The organism is Nitratifractor sp. (assembly GCF_015487065.1).
Taxonomy (GTDB): domain Bacteria; phylum Campylobacterota; class Campylobacteria; order Campylobacterales; family Sulfurovaceae; genus Nitratifractor.
Genome location: NZ_WFQN01000015.1, coordinates 1 through 19,774 on the forward strand (window position 1 = coordinate 1; position 19,774 = coordinate 19,774).

Consider the following 19,774-nt stretch of genomic DNA (forward strand, 5'->3'; position numbering starts at 1 on the left):
TATGTTAAAAAATATAGAAAAGAAAAACGACAATTTTGGTATGATAACGTCACTTTTTCGGCATGAAAGCGACCATGAGCCCAAACAGCAGTTCAAACAGCAAAAAATCCCCTCATATTCCTGTCCTCCTTCCCCAGGTCCTGGAGAGCTTCGCCTCGCTGGAAGCGGGGATACTGATCGACTGCACCCTGGGCTATGCCGGCCACAGTGCCGCGCTGCTGGAAGCCCATCCCCACCTGCAGCTCATCGGCATCGACCGGGATCCCGAAGCTCTGGACTTTTCGCAGGAACACCTGGCTCCCTACGGGGAACGGGTCCGGCTGCTGCGGGGCTCTTTTTCCGAAGTACTCCCTACACTCCTGGGGCAGGAGCCCGTAGCGGCGGTTCTGGCCGACTTCGGCGTCAGCTCCCTCCAATTGGACAAACGGGAACGGGGCTTCTCCTTCGAGAGTGACACCCTGGATATGCGGATGAATCCCGAAGCATCTCTCAGCGCCTACGAAGTGGTCAACAGTTACTCGGCAGAGCGTCTGGAATATCTTTTTCGGGAGTATGGGGAGATTTCCCGCGCCCGGCAACTGGCCGAAGCAATTGTCACCGAACGGAAAAACCGCCCCATCGTAAGCGCCCGGGAACTGGCGGAGCTGGGCAAACGGATCCTGCGTGGCAAAGGAAAGACCCACCCGGCGACCCAGATGTTTCAGGCGATCCGCATCGAGGTCAACGACGAGCTGGGGGAGATCGAACGCCTCCTGGATGCTCTGGAGAGCGCCCGACCTGCCGGCGCGATTGTCTCGCTGATCACCTTCCACTCCCTGGAGGACCGCCTGGTCAAGAGCCGCTTCCGGCGCTGGAGCCGTGAGTGCATCTGCCCACCCGAGGCTCCCCGCTGTACCTGCGGCGGGGGTCATGCCCTGGGCCGGGAGCTGAGCCGCAAACCCTTCGTCGCCACCCCCGAAGAGCAGCGGATCAACCCCCGAAGCCGCAGCGCCAAACTCCGCAGCTTTCGCTTCAAAGAGGCAGGAGAGGCATCATGAAGCGCCGACCGCCCCGGGGGATCACCGGCGGGACCCTCAGTATCGCCCTGATCGCTATGACCATCGTGGTGATCCTGGCCTTGGTCAAGGTCTATCTGAGCAACCGAATCTACCGGGAGAGCCGCACCATCAACAAACTCACGACGGAGGTGGCGGCCCTCAAAGAGGAGCACAGCATCCTGCAGCTCCATGTGGAGCGTCTCAAATACAAGGTCAAAATCGCCGATACTCTCTTTAATCTCGACGACAACGGCAATGAAGAGACTCCTCCTGGGGAATCCGCACAATGATTCGGCGCATCGTCTCCTTCGCCCTCGACCGGCCGATCCTCAACCATATCCTTTTTATCCTGGTCATGGTCATGGCCCTCTTCGCCTACCAGAAGATCCCCAAAGAGATCTTCCCTCCCGCCGACCTGGAAAAGATCTCCATCACCGGCGGTTATCCCGGAAGCAGCGCCGACATCCTGGACAAAATGGCGGTCAAAACCATCGAAGACGATCTCAAAAGCGTCGACAATATCAGCGACATCGATACCGTCATTCAAAACGGCTCCTTCTCCATCACCGCCGATATCAAACCCGGCGCCGACAAGCAATTGGTCCTCAACGACGTCAAGGATGTGATCGCCGAGGTGCGGCGGGATCTGCCGGCGGATATGGACGAGCCCGTCGCCCGGGTCATCATCCACCGCTTTCCCCTGCTACTCATCGCCGTCTCGGGGGAAGTGCCCCGGGAGGAATTGCTGGAGGCGGCTAAAGCCCTCAAGAGCCGCCTGGCCAAATTCAAAGCCCTCAACAGTATCGACATCCGGGGCGACGCCGACCGGGAACTCAAGATCGAGATCGACGAGAAGAAGCTGGAAGCCTACGGGATCCCCAAGTCCCTCTTCTACCAGGCGATTCAGGGGCTCAGTTCCATCTATCCTGCCGGGACCTTCAAAGCCAAAGGCAAAGAGTTCTACCTCTCGACCATCAACGGCGAGAAGGAAGCCGCTAAGATTCGCGATACGATCCTGGGCATAGGCGGCAAGCGGATCCGCCTGGGCGACGTGGCCACCGTCCGTTTCGGTCTGAGTACTCCGCTGGAGATCTCCCACTTCAACGGCCGGCAGAACATCTCCCTCAACCTCACCAAAACCGCCTCGGGCAACGCCATCGCCCTGAGCCGCCAGATCCGCCAACTGCTCCACCAATTCGCCAAGCGCTATCCCGACCTGACCTTCCAGGTCTATACCGACACCTCCATCTGGATCAAGAACCGGATCAACCTCGTCAGCTCCAACATCTTCTTCGGCCTGATCCTGGTCTTTACCGCCCTCTTTCTCAGTGTCAACTGGCGGATCGGCCTGGTGGTGGCGCTGGGGATTCCCACCAGCTTTTTCATCGCCCTGATCGCCGCCGAGATGCTGGGCTACAGTATGAATATGCTGACGATGCTGGGAGCCCTCATCGCCCTGGGAATGCTGGTGGATGAAGCGATCGTCGTGGCCGAAAACATCTACCGCCACCTGGAGATGGGTAAGCCACCGAAAGAAGCGGCGCTGGAGGGATCGGTGGAGATGTTCCCCGCCGTCGCCACCGCCACCATGACCACGGTCTTCGCCTTTCTGCCCCTGCTGATCATGAGCGGGCAGCTGGGGATCTTCATGAAGGTGCTGCCGGTGATGATCACCATTTTGCTGCTCAGCTCCCTCTTCGAAGCCTTCTATTTCCTGCCGCTGCACGCCAAGGAGCTCTTCAGCCTCGGCCACCGCATCGACCACCATGAACCCAGCCCTTTCTGGGACGGAGCGGTCGCCGGGTATCAGAGACTCCTCCGCGCGCTTCTGCATCATAAAAAACTCTCGCTGCTTGTCATGGTAAGTGCCATTATCCTAGCCACCGTCGGCATGCTCAAACTCAGCAAATTCCAGCTCTTCCCGGCTTTTGACGCCAGTCAGATCTACATCAGCGGCAAGGTGGATGTGAACAACCGGCTGGAGGATACCGAAAAGTACCTGGGGCGCATCGAGCGGGATCTTCTGCGCGAGTTCAACGGTACCGACGTCGCCTCCGTCACCTCCATCGTCGGACTCAAATTCAACCCCGACCAATCCTTTGAAAAGGGGGAGAACCTTTTCCAGATCTTCCTCAACCTCCACGAACGCAAACCCGAAAACTTCTTCGACCGGTACATCAACCCGATCCTCTCTTTGGAGTACGATTCTCACGACATGATCCGCACCCACAGTGCCCAGGAGATCCTCAAACGGGCCCAGAAGGTCCTGGCCCGATACAAGGGGCTCCGTCTCTCCACCGACAAGCCCCTCTACGAAGAGCTCACCGCATTCGTCCCCCAGGCGGGGATCGTCGGCCACGATATCGAGATCGGCGTCTCCACTCCCGACAATCAACAGGCCTTTGCCGCTCTGGCAAAGTTGGAGAAAGCACTGCATAAAATCCCCGGGGTGGAAGATATCGCCGACAATGCCAAAGAGGGCCCTATGGAGCTCAAACTTCGCGTCAACGAATACGGAAAGAAACTGGGATTTGACGAGCAAAATCTCGTGGCCATCCTCCGGGGGCTCTATCTCGATGCCGAATACGGCAAGATGTTCGACCGCAAGGGCCTGGTACGGATCCGCCTGGAGGACCCCCGTCGCGATCGACAGGTCGATATCGCATCCTTACGGGTCCGCACCCCCGACGGGAAGCGAAACGTCGCTCTGAAAGATATCGCCGATTTCCTCTACAAAAAGAGCATGCTCAAGATCTACAAGGAAGACGGCGAACGGGTCTGGACCGTCACGGCGCTGACTGACAAGAAAAAGGTCCTCCCCAGCGAAGTGATGGAGCGGCTCCGCCCCCTCATCCAGGAGCTCCGCCACTCCGGTATCAAGGTGATTATCAAAGGGGAAGAGAAAGAAAACCGCCAGGTTCGCCGGGAGATGTCCGAAGCGGCGGTGATCGCCCTCTTCCTGATCTTCATCGCCCTGGTCTGGATGTTCAATTCGCTTATCCTGCCGCTGATCACCATTTCGGTGATTCCCCTTTCGATCCTGGGGGCACTGCTGGGCAACTGGATCATGGGGATCAACCTGACGCTTCCCGGAGTCATGGGGATGGTGGGGCTGGCCGGGGTGGTGGTCAACGACGCACTGATCATGCTCGATTTCGTCCGGGGTTCCAAAGACTACGACGAGATGGTCCTGCGCGCCGGCATGCGCCTACGCCCCATCTTCCTCACCTCGCTGACAACGGTCCTGGGCCTGCTGACCTTGATCTTTTTCGCCAGCGGCCAATCGCTGATCATCCAGCCCATGGCGGTCAGCCTGGGCTACGGCGTCGCCTGGGCGACGGTGCTCAACCTCATCTATGTGCCGCTAATGTATGCGGTGATTTATAGAGTGCGTAGTTCGTAGTGGGTAGAACAATCACGATTCAAAATCCAAAATCCAAAACCCAAAATCCCTACAGGCACATCCCCGCGCTTTCAAGCGCCTCACGAATAGCGGCCATCTGCCGGTTCTTCGACTCGCCGCACCAGGCGGGGGCCAACAGCGTCTCGTCTTGGATCCCGGCGGTGACGCGTTGGATGCTGACGTGCTCGGGTTTGAGACGGAGCGCTTCTATCAGAACCTCCAGATACTCTTCTCGGCTGATGGGGGTGAATTCGCCCCGTTTGTATTCGTTAGCCAGCAGAGTCTGTTTGACCACATAGAGGGGGTGGTATTTGACCGAGTCGATTCCCCAGTCGTAGGCGGCTTTGGCCGAATCGAGCATCATCGCCTGGCTCTCCCCCGGCAAACCGAAGATCAGATGGCCGCAGACTTTGAGTCCGGCGGCTTTGGCCTTTTTGATCGCTTGCTCCACGTTCAGAGCGTCGTGCCCCCGGTTGATGCGGCGCAGGGTCTCGTCGTAGATCGACTGGATCCCGTACTCGATCCAGATCTCATACTCCCGGGAGAGCTCCGCTAGATACTCCAGGGTCTCGTCGGTGACGCTGTCACTGCGGGTGCCGATACTCAGTCCCACCACGCCTGGGTAGTGCAGTGCCCGATCGTAGAGCGTTTGGAGGGTTTCGAAAGGGGCGTAAGTGTTGGTAAAGGCCTGGAAATAGACCAGAAACTTCCGCACGCCTTCTTTGCGGCGAAAAAACTCCTGAGTATGGGTGATTTGTTCGTGGAGCTCCCTGAGCTGCTTGTCGAGAATCGGATTGGAGGGCGAATGGAGATGGAGGAAGGTCTTGCCGGCGTTTTGGGCCAGATTGGGGCTGAAGGATTCGTTGAGGCAAAAGGTGCAGCCCCCTTTGGCGACGGTACCGTCGATATTGGGACAGGTGAAGCCGCTGAGGCCTACCGGAACCTTGCGCACCCGCTCACCGAAGCGCTCCCTGAGATATCGACCATAGGTGTAGAGGGGTTTGAAATCTTTGCCGTAGGCCAACAATCACTCCCCGCTGCAGTTGGTCGATTCGGCGCAGCCTCCGGCGAAATAATTCCCATCGAAACTGACAAGAGAGTAGTTTCGGTCACGGCCCAGGGCATCCACCAGCCCTTCTACCGAGAGGAAGCCCACACTGTCGGCCCCGATATACTCGGCGATCTCTTCGGGAGTGTAGCGGGTCGAGATGAGCTCCGCCTGCGTCGGGGTATCGATCCCGTAGCGGCAGGGGAACCTGATCTCGGGGGCGGCGATGCGCATATGCACCTCTTTCGCTCCCGCTTGGCGCAGCATCCTCACAATCTGGCGGGAGGTAGTTCCCCGCACCAGGGAGTCGTCGACAATGGCCACCCGCTTCCCTTCGATGAGATATTTGATGGGAGAGAGCTTGAGCTTGACTTTGAGATCCCGAATCTGCTGGGTCGGTTCGATAAAGGTCCGTCCCACGTAGTGGTTGCGCACAATCCCCATCTCGAAGCGGATCTCCTGCCCCTCGGCGAATCCCATGGCCGCCGCGACGCCGCTGTCGGGGACCGGCAGAACCAGATCCACGTCGGCAGGCTGCTCTTTGGCCAGATTGCGTCCCATCTTGACCCGGGTCTCGTAGACGTTCTTCCCGTCGATGATACTGTCGGGACGGGCGAAATAGATGTATTCGAAAGCGCAGGGGCGGTAGTCGGGCTCGAAGATCTGCTCGCTGACAGGCTCTCTGCCCTCCTCGAAGATGAGCATCTCTCCGGGACGCACATCCCGGATGAACTCCGCATCCACCAGATCGAAGGCGCAGGTTTCGCTGGCGGCGATATATCCGCCGTCGGGCAGGCGTCCCAGACTCAAGGGGCGGATCCCGAAGCGGTCACGGATGACGAACATCTTGGAGCGACTCTGAATGATCAGGCAGTAGGCCCCCTCGATCTTGGTCAGCATATCCTTGATCCGGTCGATCAGGTGATCCTCCTGGCTCTTGGCGATGAGATGGACGATGTTCTCTGTATCCATATCGGTCTGGAAAATGGCCCCCCGATCGATCAGCCGATTGCGAACCTCCTGCTTGTTGACCAGGTTGCCGTTGTGGGCGACGCTGATCTCCCCCAGTTTGTAGCGGGCAAAGACCGGCTGGGCGTCCAGGACCGAATCTTTGCCGGCGGTGGAGTAGCGGTTGTGACCGATGGCGCACCGACCCTGCAGCAGAGAAAAGCTCTCCTCGTCAAAGACTTCCGTGACCAGACCGCGGTTTTTGATCAGCGTGATCTTTTCTCCGTCGGCGCTGCTGATCCCCGAGGACTCCTGGCCGCGATGCTGCATGGCAAAGAGGGCGTAATAGGCGATTTTGGCAGCGGTATCGCTCCCGTAGACTCCGACAACGGCACACATCAGGCGTCTCCTTCGGAGACAAATGAAGAGTGAAGAATGAAGAGTGAAGCGTCGATGGCGTTTGCAACCACCATCTGTTTTTCGAAATATCTCATTTCTGTTTTCTCATTTCTCATTAATCTCAGATACCGAGGCAGTCGTTGATACTGTAGAGACCCGGCTCTTGGCCCACCAGCCACTTGGCGGCACGAACGGCCCCTTTGGAGAAGGTCTCCCGGCTGGTGGCGGTGTGGGTCAGTTCGATAAACTCACCGTCGTTGTAGAAGCCGACGGTGTGGCGTCCCACGATATCCCCGCCTCGCAGAGCCATGACGGCGATCTCATCCTTGGTGCGGGGGCCGATCTGGCCGTCCCGGCCGCTGACACGCACTTTCTCAAGCTCCAGGCCCCGTCCTTTGGCCGCATGCTCCGCCAGGGTCAACGCCGTGCCGCTGGGAGCGTCCACCTTGTAGCGGTGATGCATCTCCACGATCTCGATATCAAAATCCTTGAGCGTGGCGGCGACCTTCTCCACCAGCTGTTTGAGCAGAGCGATCCCGGCGGACATGTTGGAGGCATAGAGGACCGGCATCTTCTGGGCCGCCTCCTCGATGAGATTCTGCTGATGGACCGTCAGGCCCGTGGTAGCGATCACCAGTGCCGTGGGGTTTTCCATGGCGGCTTCGCAGAGCTCCTGGGTCGCTGCCGGAGCGGAAAAGTCGATCACCACATCGCACGCTTTGAGCAGTTCGGGGATGCTGTTGGTGACCAGCACACTCTCGGGCAGCTCCTGCTTCAGCTCGTCGTAGACATGTACCGCCGCCAGCTCGAGATGCTCGTCCTCTGTGACATTTTTGATCAGGTGGGCACCCATCCGCCCTGTCGTTCCCAAAATTCCTGTTTTGATCATATCAGTTCATGCTCCTGAATATAGTGAAGGGCCTGCATCCCCGCAATCGCTCCGTCGCCAGCAGCGCAAACTACCTGCTTGGCCGCGTCGATGCGCAGATCTCCCGCCGCGAAAAGTCCGGGAAGCGAGGTGCGCATATTGAGATCCACGACCACCTGCCCCTGTTCGTTGACTTCACAGAGGAAGCTGCCGTCCTCCTGCTGAAGGACCTTGTTGTTGACGTTGTTGCCCACAAAGACGAAAAGCCCGGGGACTTTCAGTTCCATCGGCTCCCGACCGTCGGTGAAGGCAATTTTCACTCCCTGCAGACCCGTCGCATCCCCAAAGGCCTCTTCGACAGTGGCATTGAGGATGAACTCGATCTTTTCATTCCTTTTGACACGCTCCACCGTCGGCGGAGCTGCACGGAAACTGTCACGGCGATGGATCACGTAGACTTTGGAGCAGATATTGGCCAGATAGAGTGCCTCCTCCAGGGCCGTATCGCCACCGCCAAGAACGGCCACCTCTTTGTCCTTGTAGAAAAAGCCGTCACAGGTGGCGCAGGTGCTGACCCCGCGCCCGAGGAACTCCTCCTCCCCCTTGAAACCGGCCCGTTTGGGGGTGGATCCGGTACAGACGATCACCGTTTTGGCTTCCACGCTTTCCTTGCCGAGATCGACAACAAAGTGATCCCCCTCTTTCCAGACGCGTTGGACCTCTTTCATCTCGTGTTTCAGGCCGAAGTGCATGCATTGCCCCGGCCAGGGTTCCATGAGCTCCATCCCCGTCAGCGGCGGCTCCTCCCGAAAGACGCCGGGATAGTTTTCGATTTCGCTGCTCTGGGTGATTTGCCCGCCGGGCATCCCCATTTCGTACATGACGACCTCTTTGAGGCCTCCGCGGGTGGCATAGAGCCCAGCGGTCAATCCGGCAGGCCCTCCCCCGATAATGGCACAATCGAGCATCTTCTCCCCTTTTCGCTACAAAACTTGGATCAACCCGCTTCGACGGACTGATCCAAATTTCCCAAAGACCCCGAGGGGCCTCAAGGCATCTTTAGGCCAGCAGCGCGTCGAGCTTCTCGGCAAAGACCTGCTTACCGGCGGCGCCGACCATCTGATCGACCAGCTCTCCGTTTTTGAAGAAGAGGATCGTGGGGATGGAACGGATACCGTATTTGACGGCGATCTCCTGCTCTTCGTCGGTGTTGACTTTGCAGATTTTCGCTTTGCCGTCGTACTCTTCGGCCAGCTCTTCGATGACGGGAGCGATCATGCGGCAGGGTCCGCACCAGGGGGCCCAGAAGTCCACCAGGGCGACGCCCTCTTTGATCGTCTCGTCGAAATTGTCTTTGGTCAGTTCGATGTATTTACCCATCTGTCAATCCTTTGTATCGTGATGTTGAGGTACGAGATTATACCCAGTTTCCCGAAAAATTCTGCACAAATCGGACAAAAATATTCCGATTTGTTCTAGGGTGTCACGGGAGGAAGCGGAATCTCTTCGTAGAGAGAGGAGCGCGTCCCCTCCAGCGGCAGATTTCCGGCCGCCCGTACCGTATAGACCAGGGAGAATTTGGGCGCATCGCTCCCGTTGGAGCCCGCCTGATGCAGCAGACTGGCATGAAAGAGAATCAGGTCTCCCTTTTCCAGCACAAAACTCTCGCGTTTGTCGATCCACTCCCGGTTGGGGGCGTAATCGTCGCGGAAAAACTCCTTCTCGTCGAAAGATTCCGAAGGAAACTCCATTCGGTGGGATCCGGGGATAAACTCCAGAACGCCGTTTTGGCTGTCCTCCCGTCCCAGAGCCAGCCAGACACTCAAGAGGCGGTTGTCCCGGTAGTGCCAGTAGCGCTGGTCCCGGTGCCAGCGGGTGTGAGTGCTGGTGGCGGGCATCTTGGTCATGACCGAGTTGTGATGGGCGGTGACCAGAATCGGCATCTCACCCAGCAGGCGGGCCAGAAGCGGACGGATGGCAGGTTCTTCCATCCACTCGCGGAAGAGAATATCCCGTCGATAGACCTGCCGAAGCCGCCGGATCGTCCGGCGGTAGGGCTCGTGATCGATCCCGATATACTCCGACTCCAGCTCCACCGGAGGGATCCGATGTCTTAGATGGACTTCGGAGATCTCCCGGATCGCATCACAGCGCTCGGGATCCACCGCCCCCCGGAAGAGCAGATACCCCTTCTCCTCAAACTCCCGAACCTGCGCCTCGTTCCACTCCAGATTGATGGACACTTTTTCTCCTTCCTGTTTAATTGATTGAAGACGCCGCTTACAGCGTCAGATTCTCGATCAGCTCCACTTCCCCTCTGCGGATGATCAAGGCATCGATGCAAAAGGGGAGATCGAGTTGCTTCTCCTTGAGATAGTAGTGGGCCGAATTGATCACCCGCCGCAGCTTCGTCGGCGTCAAGTTGTAGACCGGATCGAAGTCGGCCCCGGCGCTTTTGACCTCCACGAAATGTAGTACCCCCTCTTTCTGCGCCACGATATCGATCTCTCCCAGCTTCCGGGCGTAGTAGTTGCGCTCGACGATCCGAAACCCCGCCTCCTCCAGAAAACGGGTCGCCAGCTCTTCACTTTCGTTGCCGAACTGTCGCAGGAGGTTGCGTTTCATGGGGCTCCTTTGGCGCGGCTGCAAAGCAGCTGCGGGTTATTCGTATATTAGTGTATTGGTATATTGGGGTAGAGTTTTGGCCCTGCCTGGCGGGAATGAATACCCGCTTCCTAAAAAAGTGTTGCATAGCAACACACACCGAAACCATTCATCATTCATCAATCACCATTCATCGAATAGATCGTGGGATAGCAATCCCACGCTACACTCTAAAATTCAAAATCCATCATCCATCATCCAAAATCCCTTTAGCTTCCGCCCCACTCCTCTCCCACCGGGATCACCTCCACCCGGACCGATTTGAAGCGGGCGGTGAGGATCAGCTCATCCGACTCGTCGCCGAAGAGGGCGTTGATCCGGCTCTTGGCGTGGTGAAAGGTACAAAAGAGAGTCCGGGGGCGTATTCCGTCGCTGTAGACCACCCGGAGCGCTTCGCTCTCTCCGTGCTCGGAGCGCAAGATCACCCGCTCTCCGAAACGCTCCTGTTCCTCGGGATTGGCCACCAGCAGATCTTCGTCGTAGCGGGTCTCCAGACGCCGACTTCGCTTGGTCTGGGCGGCGTTGTTGTAATGGGCCAGAGTTCGGCCTGTGGTGAGGTAGTAGCCCTCCAGAGAGTCCCTGTAGAAACGCCCCTCCAGAATCTCCTCCACCATTCCCCGCTTTTGCCACGGATGGTAGACAAAACGCCCCAGGCCGTCCTCGGTCCGGAAGTCCAACAGATGCAGAATCGGCGTATCCTCGTGATAGATGGGCCACTGCATCCCCCGCTTGCGGTGGCGTTTCAACCGGTAGTAGGCGGCCCCGCTGAAACGCTCCGGTGCCACACGACGCACCTCGTTCCAGACCGCTTCGCTGTCGGCGAAATCGAAATTCTCTTCGTCACCCAGTTTGCTTGCCATCAGTCTGAGCACCTCCCAGTCGTCGGGCAGATCGCTCTCCACCAGGGGCTGGGAGAGGTGGAGCCGACGCATGGCGTTGATATAGACCCCGGTCTTTTCGTAGGCCGATTTGACCCCCACGACGATATCGGCTCTTTGGGCGATCTCGGTCATGAAGAGCTCCTGGACCATCAGAAACTCCAGGTTGTTCAGGGCCCGGTCGATCTTGCCCAGATTGGGGTGAATGTGGGCGATATCCTCCCCCATATTGAGCAGCGCTTTGATCTCGCTCCGCTCCATGGCGTCGATGAGCTGTGGGGTCATCAGCCCCACCTCTTTGGGGGCTTTGTAATCGGGAGCGTAGTAGGGCAGACACCCCATGTCGCAGGCCCCCTGGACGTTGTTCTGACCCCGCAGGGGCATGAGCCCGGCCCCGGTCTTGCCGATATTGCCCGTCAGAAGCGCCAGATGGGTCAGAGCCATGACGGCATAGGAGCCGTCCAGATGTTCGGTGATCCCGAGCCCCCAGAAGATCATGGAACGTTTGACCGCATACTCCCGGGCGATGTTGGGGATCATCTTGGCCAGATACTCATACCCCTCCACCTGCTTGAAGAAGGCGGGATCGGCATAGGGATCGGCAAGGATCTTTTGGCGGTACTCCTCGAAATTTTTGGTCCGGTTGGCGACGAACTCCTTGTCATAGAGCTCCTCCTCCAGAATCACATAGGCCATCATATTGAGGATCAGCAGATTGGCTTCGAAGGGGATGATGCAGTCGTGTTTGGCCAGTTTGGCCAGCTTGGTCCGGCGCACGTCGATCACCGCCAGATTGTTCTGGGTACGGGCGACGTCGACGATTCGGTTGGCGATGATGGGATGGGCTTCGATGGTGTTGGAGCCGATGACGATCATAAACTCCGTTTCGTAGATGTCGTTGTAGGGGTTGGTGGCCGCTCCCTCGCCGATGGTGGCCCGCATCCCCTTGAGGCTGGGGGAGTGGCAGACCCGGGCGCAGTTGTCCACGTGGGGCGATCCCATGGTTTCGCGGCAGAATTTCTGAAAGGAGTAGGCGCTCTCGCAGCTGGTACGCGCTCCGCCGATGGCGCAGAAACTGTGGCTGCCGTGTCGCTCCCGGATCTCGGCCAGTTTCGCCGCCGCCAGATCCGTGGCGGTCTCCAGGTCCGTCACCATCCACTCCGCATCCAGCTCCTCCAGTCTCTCCCGATACCGGGCCGCCAGCTCAGGATGGCGTTCCAGAAAACTTTTGCGCACCCTCGGCCGACGGATCCGATCCCTCGCCTCGACGAAGTCGTAGCCGTATTTGCCCTTGATGCAGAGCTTGCCCTGGCTGACTACCCCGTCTTTCTGGGCATAGACCTTGACAATTCGGTTCTCTTCGACAACCCCGGTGATATCGCACCCCACCCCGCAATAGGTGCAGACACTTTCGATCTCTTTGCGTTCGACTTTTTGCTCCATGAACTCTCTCGCTCTCCATAAAATCTCTTATCACTGAAGAATATCTCAGTGAGGTTTCATTCGATGGCGACAAAGGAGCGCTTGCCCCGAAGGGGTACGCAGCCTCCACGACTTCGCTACGCTCCGACCGTTACGGTTCCGAAGCGATGGAGGACAAGCAGTTGTCCTCCATTTACGCTTCTCATTAGCGACTGCCAGAGCTATCGAGTGAAACCGGTTGTTTTCAGAGTACCCTACTCGGCTTCTCAATAAAGTCCGCGAAAAATTCCCGTCCATTCGGATCGAGTCCGGAAAAAAACGGGCTTCGAATAACTGTACAACCGTAGATCCTGAATCAAGTTCAGGATGACGGTACTCCTCCATCCATCTTCGGAAATATCATTTAGTTTGTAACCAAGTTTCCCTTAGAGTTCTCCCTCTATCGGAACCTTGGCTCCCAGCCTCGCCCGGGCTTCTGCGATGATCGCCTCGTCCTCCGCCAGATCCAGCCAGCGGAACTTCTGTCCGCTCTGGATCGTCCCGTCCACGATATCCCCGCTGTTACGATAGGCCAGATCGAGGCAGGCGATCTCGAAACCGCTGCGAGTCCGGCAGAATTTTGTGAGTCGCTCGTTGTCCGGTTGATGAGAATAGAGGAAGCACCAGCTCTCCAGACCGTTGCGTCCCACCCGTCCCCGCAGCTGATGGAGCGTCGCCAGTCCCAGCCGTTCGGCCCCCACGATCACGACGGTGCTGAGCCGCGGCAGGCTGATTCCCACTTCGATGACCGTGGTCGCCAGCAGGATCCTGCCCCGTTCCCTGAACTCCAGAAGCACCTCTTCTTTATTTTTGTCGCGGCCGTGGGTCACATAGACCCCCTCGAAGCGCTTCTCCCAGAATCCCCGCGCCTCGTCGATGGACTGATAGGGAATCTCCTCGCTCTCCTCCACCAGCGGATAGACAATGAGCACCTGATGCTCCTGTTCCAACTCCGACTCGATGTGCTTCAGAAGTTCGGGAAAATCGCTACGTCCGATGACGCGGGAGTGGATCGTTTTCTCGAAGGGGGTCTGGGTGATGAGGCTGACGTCGATGAGCTCCGACTCCATCATCGCCTGGGTCCGCGGGATGGGGGTGGCGGAGAACTGCAGGTAGTGGGGACGCCGCTCCCCCTGGCTCACCAACGCCTCCAGCATCGCCCGCTGCCGGGTGCCGAAGCGGTGCTGCTCATCCACCATCACCAGGGCCGCTTCAGGCAGATCCTCCAGATAGAGCAGCGCGTGGGTGCCGATGATGAAGTCGGCCTCTCGGTAATCGCCCTCCATTCGCCCCTGCATCACCAGGGCCGTCTCCAGCTCCTCCGGCAGATGTTTACAGGCCTCTTCATAGAGCTGTTGGGCCAGGATCGAGGTGGGGGCCATGAGAATCGCACGTTCTTTGCCGGCCATCGTGGCGGCAGCCAGAATTACCATGGTCTTGCCGCTGCCCACATCCCCGATGATCATCCGGCGGGCGGCCCGCTCTTCTCGTGCCAGATCCAAACGGATCGCTTCGATAACGTGCCGTTGATCCTCCGTCAAGGTAAAGGGAAGTTTGTCGATAAAAGGCTTCGGCGATGCTTTCAGGGCCTTGAGAGCCGGAAACTCCCGGCGTTTGGATCGGAGCTTCTTCAGGTGGTTGAAGGCTTCGATAAATTTGAGCCGTTCCAGCTCTTCACCTGCCGGCGTGGCCGAGAGCTCGCCTGCCCCGGCATACTCATCAGGGAAGTGTCGTCGCATCAGCAACTGCACCTCCCGGCTCTCCAGCCCCTCGGCATAGAGGTTTCGTTCGGTGACATAGGTACCGATCAGCGCCCGGATCTCACTCTCTTTGAGGGCGCTTTTGTAGCGGGGGAGGATCCGGCCGTACTCTTTGAGGGAGCGGGGCTGGGCGATCTGGGGCCAGTGGTTGTAGAGGGTCACCTTGCCGTGGATCACATGGCGGCTCCCCGGTTCGAAGAGGCGCTGATGGTAGGGGGTCGCTTTGAAAAACTGTCCGGTGATCTGCCGACCGAGGGCCGGAAGCCGAAAACGCACCTGCATCCGCCCTCCCCGGATCTGCCGATCGGTCACTTCCGCCTCGAAGGTTTGGGTCTTGCCCGCTTCGATCCGGGGGCTCAGGCGGGTATCCTCATAGGAGCTTGGCAGAAGCAGGGCCAGATCCAGCAGAGTGCGGATCTTCAGTTTGCGAAAGAGGGCCTTCGCTTCCGCCTCTTCCATCGGAACTCCTTCATATAGGGATCGCTATTGAGCCCTCTGAATAACGTATAAGAGAGGTTTCATTCGATGGCGACAAAGGAGCACTCAACCCGTGAAACGGGCGCTTGCGTTTGCGACTGCCAGAGCTATCGAATGAAACCGGATGTTTTTCAGAACACTCTATTTCCATGATCTTAGCAGGAAACGGCAACACCGAAGCAGAGAATGACACAACGTCATTTCAGAAAAAGAAAATGCTCTCTTCTCTTCATCTCTCACCAATACACTAATATACCAATAACCAATAACTATTTCTTTTTCGTCACAATCGACCAGCTGAGCTTTCCGATCTCCGGATGGGCTTTGATGAAGGCGTTGAGATCCTCGAGCTTCATCTGCCGGATCATCTCCAGCTCTTTGGCGGACCAGCCCAGCCCCAGGCCGTCATAATACTCCCGAAAAGCCCGGCTCATCCGCTGGGCCAGCGTCTCGGTACGCAGCGGTTCGCTCCCCAGGAAGAACTTTTTGGCACTCTCCAGCTCGTCGGCTGTTACGCCGTGGGAGAGGAAAGTATCTACCACCTCTTTGACCACCTTTTTCGCTTCGTCACCGCTGGCGATCTTGGTCTGGAGATAGCCGCTGAAATAGCTGTGGGTCCGGTTGGTCACCAGACGGCCGTAGGCGGAGTAGGCCAGGCCGCGTTTGACCCGCACCTCCTCCATGAGCCGGCTGCCGAAACCGCCGCTGCCCAGGATAAAAGCCGCCACTTTGCCGTAGACCCGTTTAGTATCGTCAGCACGCATGGTATAGGGAGCACCGAAATAGATGTAGGCCTGATCGGTCTCTTCGTAGGTGACCGTTTCGCGCTCTTTGTCATTGGCGGCGAAGTGGGGAATCGCCGCGACCGTACCGCGGGTGAGAGGCGCCACAGCCTTTTTGACCGCCGCCTCCACCTCGGCGGGGGTAAATTTTCCGCCGATGACCACGATGAGATTGTCCAGATGGAGATGATCCTCCAGGTAGGAGCGCACCGCTTCGAGCTTCAGGCCCTGGATGCTTTCGGGCGTCCCCAGAGCGGGGTGAGCCAGCGGAGTCCCTTCGAAAAGGATCGAGCGTAGTCGGGTCGCGGCGATATAGTCGAAATCGCTCTTTTTCTGTTGCAGCTCTCCCAGGGTCCGGGTCCGGACTTTTTCGAAACTCTCGGGAGTGAGATTGGGATCGGCCAGCAGGGCTTTCATCTTCTCCAGCCCGAAATCAAACTCGCTTTTGAGCGCCTCCATCGAGAGGACAAAGGTCTCCCGTCCCGCATCGGCATGCAGCTCCACCGCCCGGTTCTCCAGAGCCTCGGCGAAAGCGATCGCCCCCTCTTTGCGGGTCCCCTCCCCCAGCATCGCCGCACTGAAACGGGCAATGCCCGGCACCGTATCGGCCAGCGATCCGCTGTTTTGAAAGACCAGCTCCATCGACGCCAGCGGCAGGCGCTTCTCCGATTCGAAAACAACGGGGATCTTCACCCCCTGAACCTCCACATGCATCACGGTTGCAGCCATAGCAAATCCTTGGAAAAAGAGTATCGTAACTATCAAGCTTCTGAATATCGATCTTTGTCGTTTGAAAAAAAAGCGGAGCCACCGCCCCCCTATCAACAATTCCTCATTCCTCATTCCTCATTCCTCATTTGTCAAAAATCTCAAGGATCTCATAAGCGGTGTTCCGCTTGGCAGGGATCTCGCCGATGTCCCGGATCAGACGGATCATCTCCTCCTGGTTCATCCGGTTGCTGGCCCCCGCGGCGGAGACCACGTTCTCCTCCATCATCGTACTCCCCAGATCATTGGCGCCCCAGCGCAGGGCCATCTGGCCGATGTAGCTGCCCTGGGTCACCCAGGAGCTCTGGATGTTGGGGACATTGTCCAGGAAGAGCCGCGCCACCGCCAGCAGCCGCAGGTAGCGGTTGGCCGACTGTTTGCGGATCGTAGGAATCTCCTCCATCAATTCGGTGTTTTTCCCCTGGAAGGACCACATGATAAAGGCCCGGAACCCTCCGGTCTCGTCCTGCAGGCGGCGGATATGATCGAAATGCTCCACGATCTCCCGGTCGGTCTCCACGGTACCGTACATCATCGTCGCCGTCGATTTGATTCCCAGTTTGTGGGCTTCGCGGTGGACCTCCAGCCAGGTGTCTTTGTCCAGCTTCTTGGGCGCGATGATATCCCGCACCCGATCGGAGAGGATCTCCGCCCCCGCGCCGGGGATCGAGGCCAGCCCCTTGGCATGAAGACGCTGCAGGACCTCTGCAATGGAGATGTTGGAACGCCGGGCGATGTAGTCGATCTCGATGGCACTGAAACCGTGGATGGTAATCTCGGGGTACTTTTGGTGGATATGCTCCACCAGATCCTCGTACCACTCGATCTCCAGTTTGGGATGCACCCCGCCCTGAAAAAGAATCTGCGTCCCCCCGATCTCCAGCAGCTCCTCGATCTTGCGGTCGATCTCGTCGAAGCTCAGGATATAGGCATCCTCATTCTTCTCGTGACGGTAGAAGGCGCAGAATTTGCAATCGACCCAGCAGACGTTGGTGTAGTTGATGTTGCGATCCACGACAAAGGTGGTGATCCCTTCGGGATGGAGTTCCTTTTTCCGGGCGTAGGCCATCTTGCCCAGCTCTTTGAGATCGGCGTGTTGGATCAGATCCACGGCTTCGTCGATGCTCATACGCATAGGAGACCCTTTTGATAAGTGAGGAGTGAGGAGTGAGGAGTTGCGGTGAATGGTGAATGGTGAATGGTGAATGGTTTCGGTATGCGTTGCTTAGCAACGCTCCCAATAACCAATAACCAATAACTAATAACGTCGCTGAAGGCGATACCTCTCGCGACTTGCGACTTGCGACTTGCGACTCTCTCTCTGCCGACTGCCGACTGCCGACTGCCGACCAAATTCAAATGACAAAGAGAGGCAAAGCCTCGTTCAAACGACAAACGACGCAATCTCACTCCTCACTGGTTTTCGCCGGCTTGCCCACCGCATCCAGCACGCCGTTGATGAATTGAGGCGATTTTTCGTCGGCGAGTTCCTTGGCCAGTTCCACCGCTTCGTTGATGATGATGGGGCGGTCGGTTCCTTCGATCAGGATCTCGTAGGTTCCCAGACGCAGGATCGCCTTTTCCACCTTGCCCACCTGGGAGTAGTCCCAGCTCTCCAGGTGTTTGACGATCTCTTCGTCGATCTTCTCCAGATTCTCCACCGTTCCCTGGAAAAGACGGAGAGAAAATTCCCGCTGTTTGTTGCGGATCTTGTCGCTCTCCAGGATCTCTTCGCTGAATTTCTCGATCCCGTCGTTACCCAGATCGTAGGCATAGAGCAGCCCTACGACCGCTCGACGTGCCTGATGCCGTGTCGCCATGACACTCCTTTCGTCAAATCATTTTTCTGAAAACCGTACTTCAAACCCTGGACCCCGGATCAAGTCCGGGGTGACGGTTTTTCAGACTCTCCGAATTTCTCGTTACTAGTTACTAGTTACTCAATTCATTAAAGAGGTTCATCATCTCGATCAGCCCGGCCATCGCCTCGCCCCCTTTGTTACCCGCTTTGGTCCCGGCCCGCTCGATCGCCTGTTCGATGCTGTCGACGGTCAGAACCCCGAAGGAGACGGGCTTGCCGTGTTTGAGCGTGACGTTGGCGATCCCTTTGGTCGCTTCAGCAGAGACATAGTCGAAGTGGGGGGTCGCTCCGCGGATCACGGCTCCGAGGCAGCAGACGGCGTCATATTTGCCGGAGGCCAGAGCCCGCTCCAAAGCGAAGGGAATCTCAAAAGCCCCGGGGACCAGGATCAGATCCAGATCCTCTACCGCGCCACCGAGTCTGGCATAGGTATCTTTGGCCCCTTCCACCAGCCGGTCGGTGATGAAATGGTTGAAGCGGGCGGAGATGATGGCGACCTTTTTGCTCCGGTCGACCTGGAGATTTCCTTCGATGATGTTCATAAATATCCTTTGTCTATTCTACGATGGCACGGATAGCGTCGATCTGTGCGATCAGCTGCTCAAGATCCTGCAATTTTATCATATTGGGGCCGTCGCTCAGGGCGATGGAGGGATCGAAGTGGGTCTCGAAGAAGAATCCGTCGGTTCCCGCTCCCGCCGCCGCACGTGCCAACGGAGAAACGAAACGGCTGTCTCCCCCGCTGGCGGCCTCTCCGCTGGCGGGCATCTGCACTGCATGGGTCGCATCGAAGATCACCGGAGCGAACCGGCGCATGATGGGGAAGCTTCGCATATCCACCACCAGGTTCCCGTAGCCGAAGGTCGTCCCCCGCTCCGTCAGCCAGACCCCGTATTTTTCGGCGGCACTGTATTCGATCGCTCCGTCGTAGCCCCGGGTGCGCAGTACTTTGGCCACCGAATGTTCCATCGCTTGAGGCGCCAGGAACTGCCCCTTTTTGATATTGACCTTGGCCGAGGTTTGGGCGGCAGCCACCAGCAGATCGGTCTGACGACACAGAAAGGCCGGAATCTGCAGCACATCCGCCACCTCTGCCACCGGAGCGGCCTGATCGGGCAGGTGGATGTCGGTCAGGATGGCGTAGCCGAAACGCTCCTTGACCTCCTCCAAAATCCGCAGTCCCTCCTCGAGGCCGGGGCCGCGAAAGCTCTCCAGCGAGGTCCGGTTGGCCTTGTCGAAACTGGCTTTGAAATAGAAATCTTTGGTGCAGTCCTCATGATAGGGCATCAGCGCTTCGGCGATGCGAAAGATATTGTCTCTGCTTTCGATGACGCAGGGGCCTGCGATGAGAATCATCCTCGTCTCCTTGGGCGTTTGTCTAGCCGCAATGATATCCAAAAGTCCGGGAAACGGGGCAAAA

Annotated in this window: 17 protein-coding genes; 3 read left to right on the forward strand and 14 right to left on the reverse strand. The window is 57.9% G+C overall.

The features are described 5' to 3' along the window. The first annotated feature begins 74 nt into the window (after positions 1-74). The 3 genes from rsmH to F8I07_RS00815 are packed head-to-tail and all read left to right on the forward strand — an operon-like array spanning position 75 to position 4,440. Complete coding sequence (gene rsmH, locus F8I07_RS00805; RefSeq protein ID WP_292654460.1) at positions 75-1,037, forward strand: 16S rRNA (cytosine(1402)-N(4))-methyltransferase RsmH; 963 nt, start codon at positions 75-77, stop codon at positions 1,035-1,037. Further along, positions 1,034-1,327 carry a hypothetical protein gene (locus F8I07_RS00810; protein ID WP_292654463.1) on the forward strand — a complete coding sequence of 98 codons (294 nt, stop codon included), beginning with the start codon at positions 1,034-1,036 and terminating at the stop codon, positions 1,325-1,327. Before rsmH ends, F8I07_RS00810 begins: the two co-directional genes overlap by 4 nt. Beyond that, positions 1,324-4,440, forward strand: a complete 3,117-nt coding sequence (locus F8I07_RS00815) for an efflux RND transporter permease subunit (protein WP_292654466.1) — start codon at positions 1,324-1,326, stop codon at positions 4,438-4,440. Before F8I07_RS00810 ends, F8I07_RS00815 begins: the two co-directional genes overlap by 4 nt. Positions 4,441-4,489: 49 nt before the next feature. Here F8I07_RS00815 and F8I07_RS00820 read toward each other — a convergent pair whose 3' ends face one another. The 14 genes from F8I07_RS00820 to kdsA form a co-directional block, all read right to left on the reverse strand. Further along, positions 4,490-5,464: a TIGR01212 family radical SAM protein gene (locus tag F8I07_RS00820; protein WP_292654469.1), complete on the reverse strand. Its 975-nt coding sequence runs from the start codon at positions 5,462-5,464 to the stop codon at positions 4,490-4,492. Positions 5,465-5,467: 3 nt separating this feature from the next. After that, positions 5,468-6,835, reverse strand: coding sequence for an amidophosphoribosyltransferase (gene purF, locus F8I07_RS00825; protein ID WP_292654472.1), 1,368 nt, complete (start codon positions 6,833-6,835; stop codon positions 5,468-5,470). A gap of 121 nt (positions 6,836-6,956) precedes the next feature. Next, positions 6,957-7,724: a 4-hydroxy-tetrahydrodipicolinate reductase gene (dapB, locus tag F8I07_RS00830; RefSeq protein WP_292654475.1), complete on the reverse strand. Its 768-nt coding sequence runs from the start codon at positions 7,722-7,724 to the stop codon at positions 6,957-6,959. Further along, complete coding sequence (gene trxB, locus F8I07_RS00835) at positions 7,721-8,671, reverse strand: thioredoxin-disulfide reductase (RefSeq protein WP_292654477.1); 951 nt, start codon at positions 8,669-8,671, stop codon at positions 7,721-7,723. Before trxB ends, dapB begins: the two co-directional genes overlap by 4 nt. Positions 8,672-8,762: 91 nt before the next feature. Then, complete coding sequence (trxA, locus tag F8I07_RS00840) at positions 8,763-9,083, reverse strand: thioredoxin (RefSeq protein WP_292654480.1); 321 nt, start codon at positions 9,081-9,083, stop codon at positions 8,763-8,765. 95 nt (positions 9,084-9,178) lie between these two features. After that, positions 9,179-9,946, reverse strand: coding sequence for a phytanoyl-CoA dioxygenase family protein (locus tag F8I07_RS00845; RefSeq protein WP_292654483.1), 768 nt, complete (start codon positions 9,944-9,946; stop codon positions 9,179-9,181). A gap of 37 nt (positions 9,947-9,983) precedes the next feature. Further along, a complete protein-coding gene (locus F8I07_RS00850; RefSeq protein ID WP_292654485.1) occupies positions 9,984-10,328 on the reverse strand; it encodes a YraN family protein in 345 nt (114 codons plus the stop codon). A gap of 248 nt (positions 10,329-10,576) precedes the next feature. Beyond that, on the reverse strand, positions 10,577-12,688 hold the full coding sequence (locus F8I07_RS00855) for a molybdopterin-dependent oxidoreductase (RefSeq protein WP_292654488.1): 2,112 nt from the start codon (positions 12,686-12,688) through the stop codon (positions 10,577-10,579). Positions 12,689-13,092: 404 nt separating this feature from the next. Then, positions 13,093-14,925, reverse strand: coding sequence for an ATP-dependent DNA helicase RecG (gene recG, locus F8I07_RS00860; protein WP_292654491.1), 1,833 nt, complete (start codon positions 14,923-14,925; stop codon positions 13,093-13,095). A gap of 287 nt (positions 14,926-15,212) precedes the next feature. Continuing rightward, complete coding sequence (locus tag F8I07_RS00865; protein WP_292654493.1) at positions 15,213-16,454, reverse strand: pitrilysin family protein; 1,242 nt, start codon at positions 16,452-16,454, stop codon at positions 15,213-15,215. A 124-nt stretch (positions 16,455-16,578) separates the two neighbouring features. Then, positions 16,579-17,628, reverse strand: coding sequence for a dehypoxanthine futalosine cyclase (locus F8I07_RS00870; protein ID WP_292654495.1), 1,050 nt, complete (start codon positions 17,626-17,628; stop codon positions 16,579-16,581). A 271-nt stretch (positions 17,629-17,899) separates the two neighbouring features. Further along, positions 17,900-18,313, reverse strand: coding sequence for a transcription antitermination factor NusB (nusB, locus tag F8I07_RS00875; protein WP_292654497.1), 414 nt, complete (start codon positions 18,311-18,313; stop codon positions 17,900-17,902). A gap of 112 nt (positions 18,314-18,425) precedes the next feature. Next, a complete protein-coding gene (gene ribH, locus F8I07_RS00880) occupies positions 18,426-18,896 on the reverse strand; it encodes a 6,7-dimethyl-8-ribityllumazine synthase (RefSeq protein ID WP_292654499.1) in 471 nt (156 codons plus the stop codon). Between the two features lie 13 nt (positions 18,897-18,909). Continuing rightward, positions 18,910-19,710 carry a 3-deoxy-8-phosphooctulonate synthase gene (kdsA, locus tag F8I07_RS00885; protein ID WP_292654501.1) on the reverse strand — a complete coding sequence of 267 codons (801 nt, stop codon included), beginning with the start codon at positions 19,708-19,710 and terminating at the stop codon, positions 18,910-18,912. Positions 19,711-19,774 lie beyond the last annotated feature (64 nt).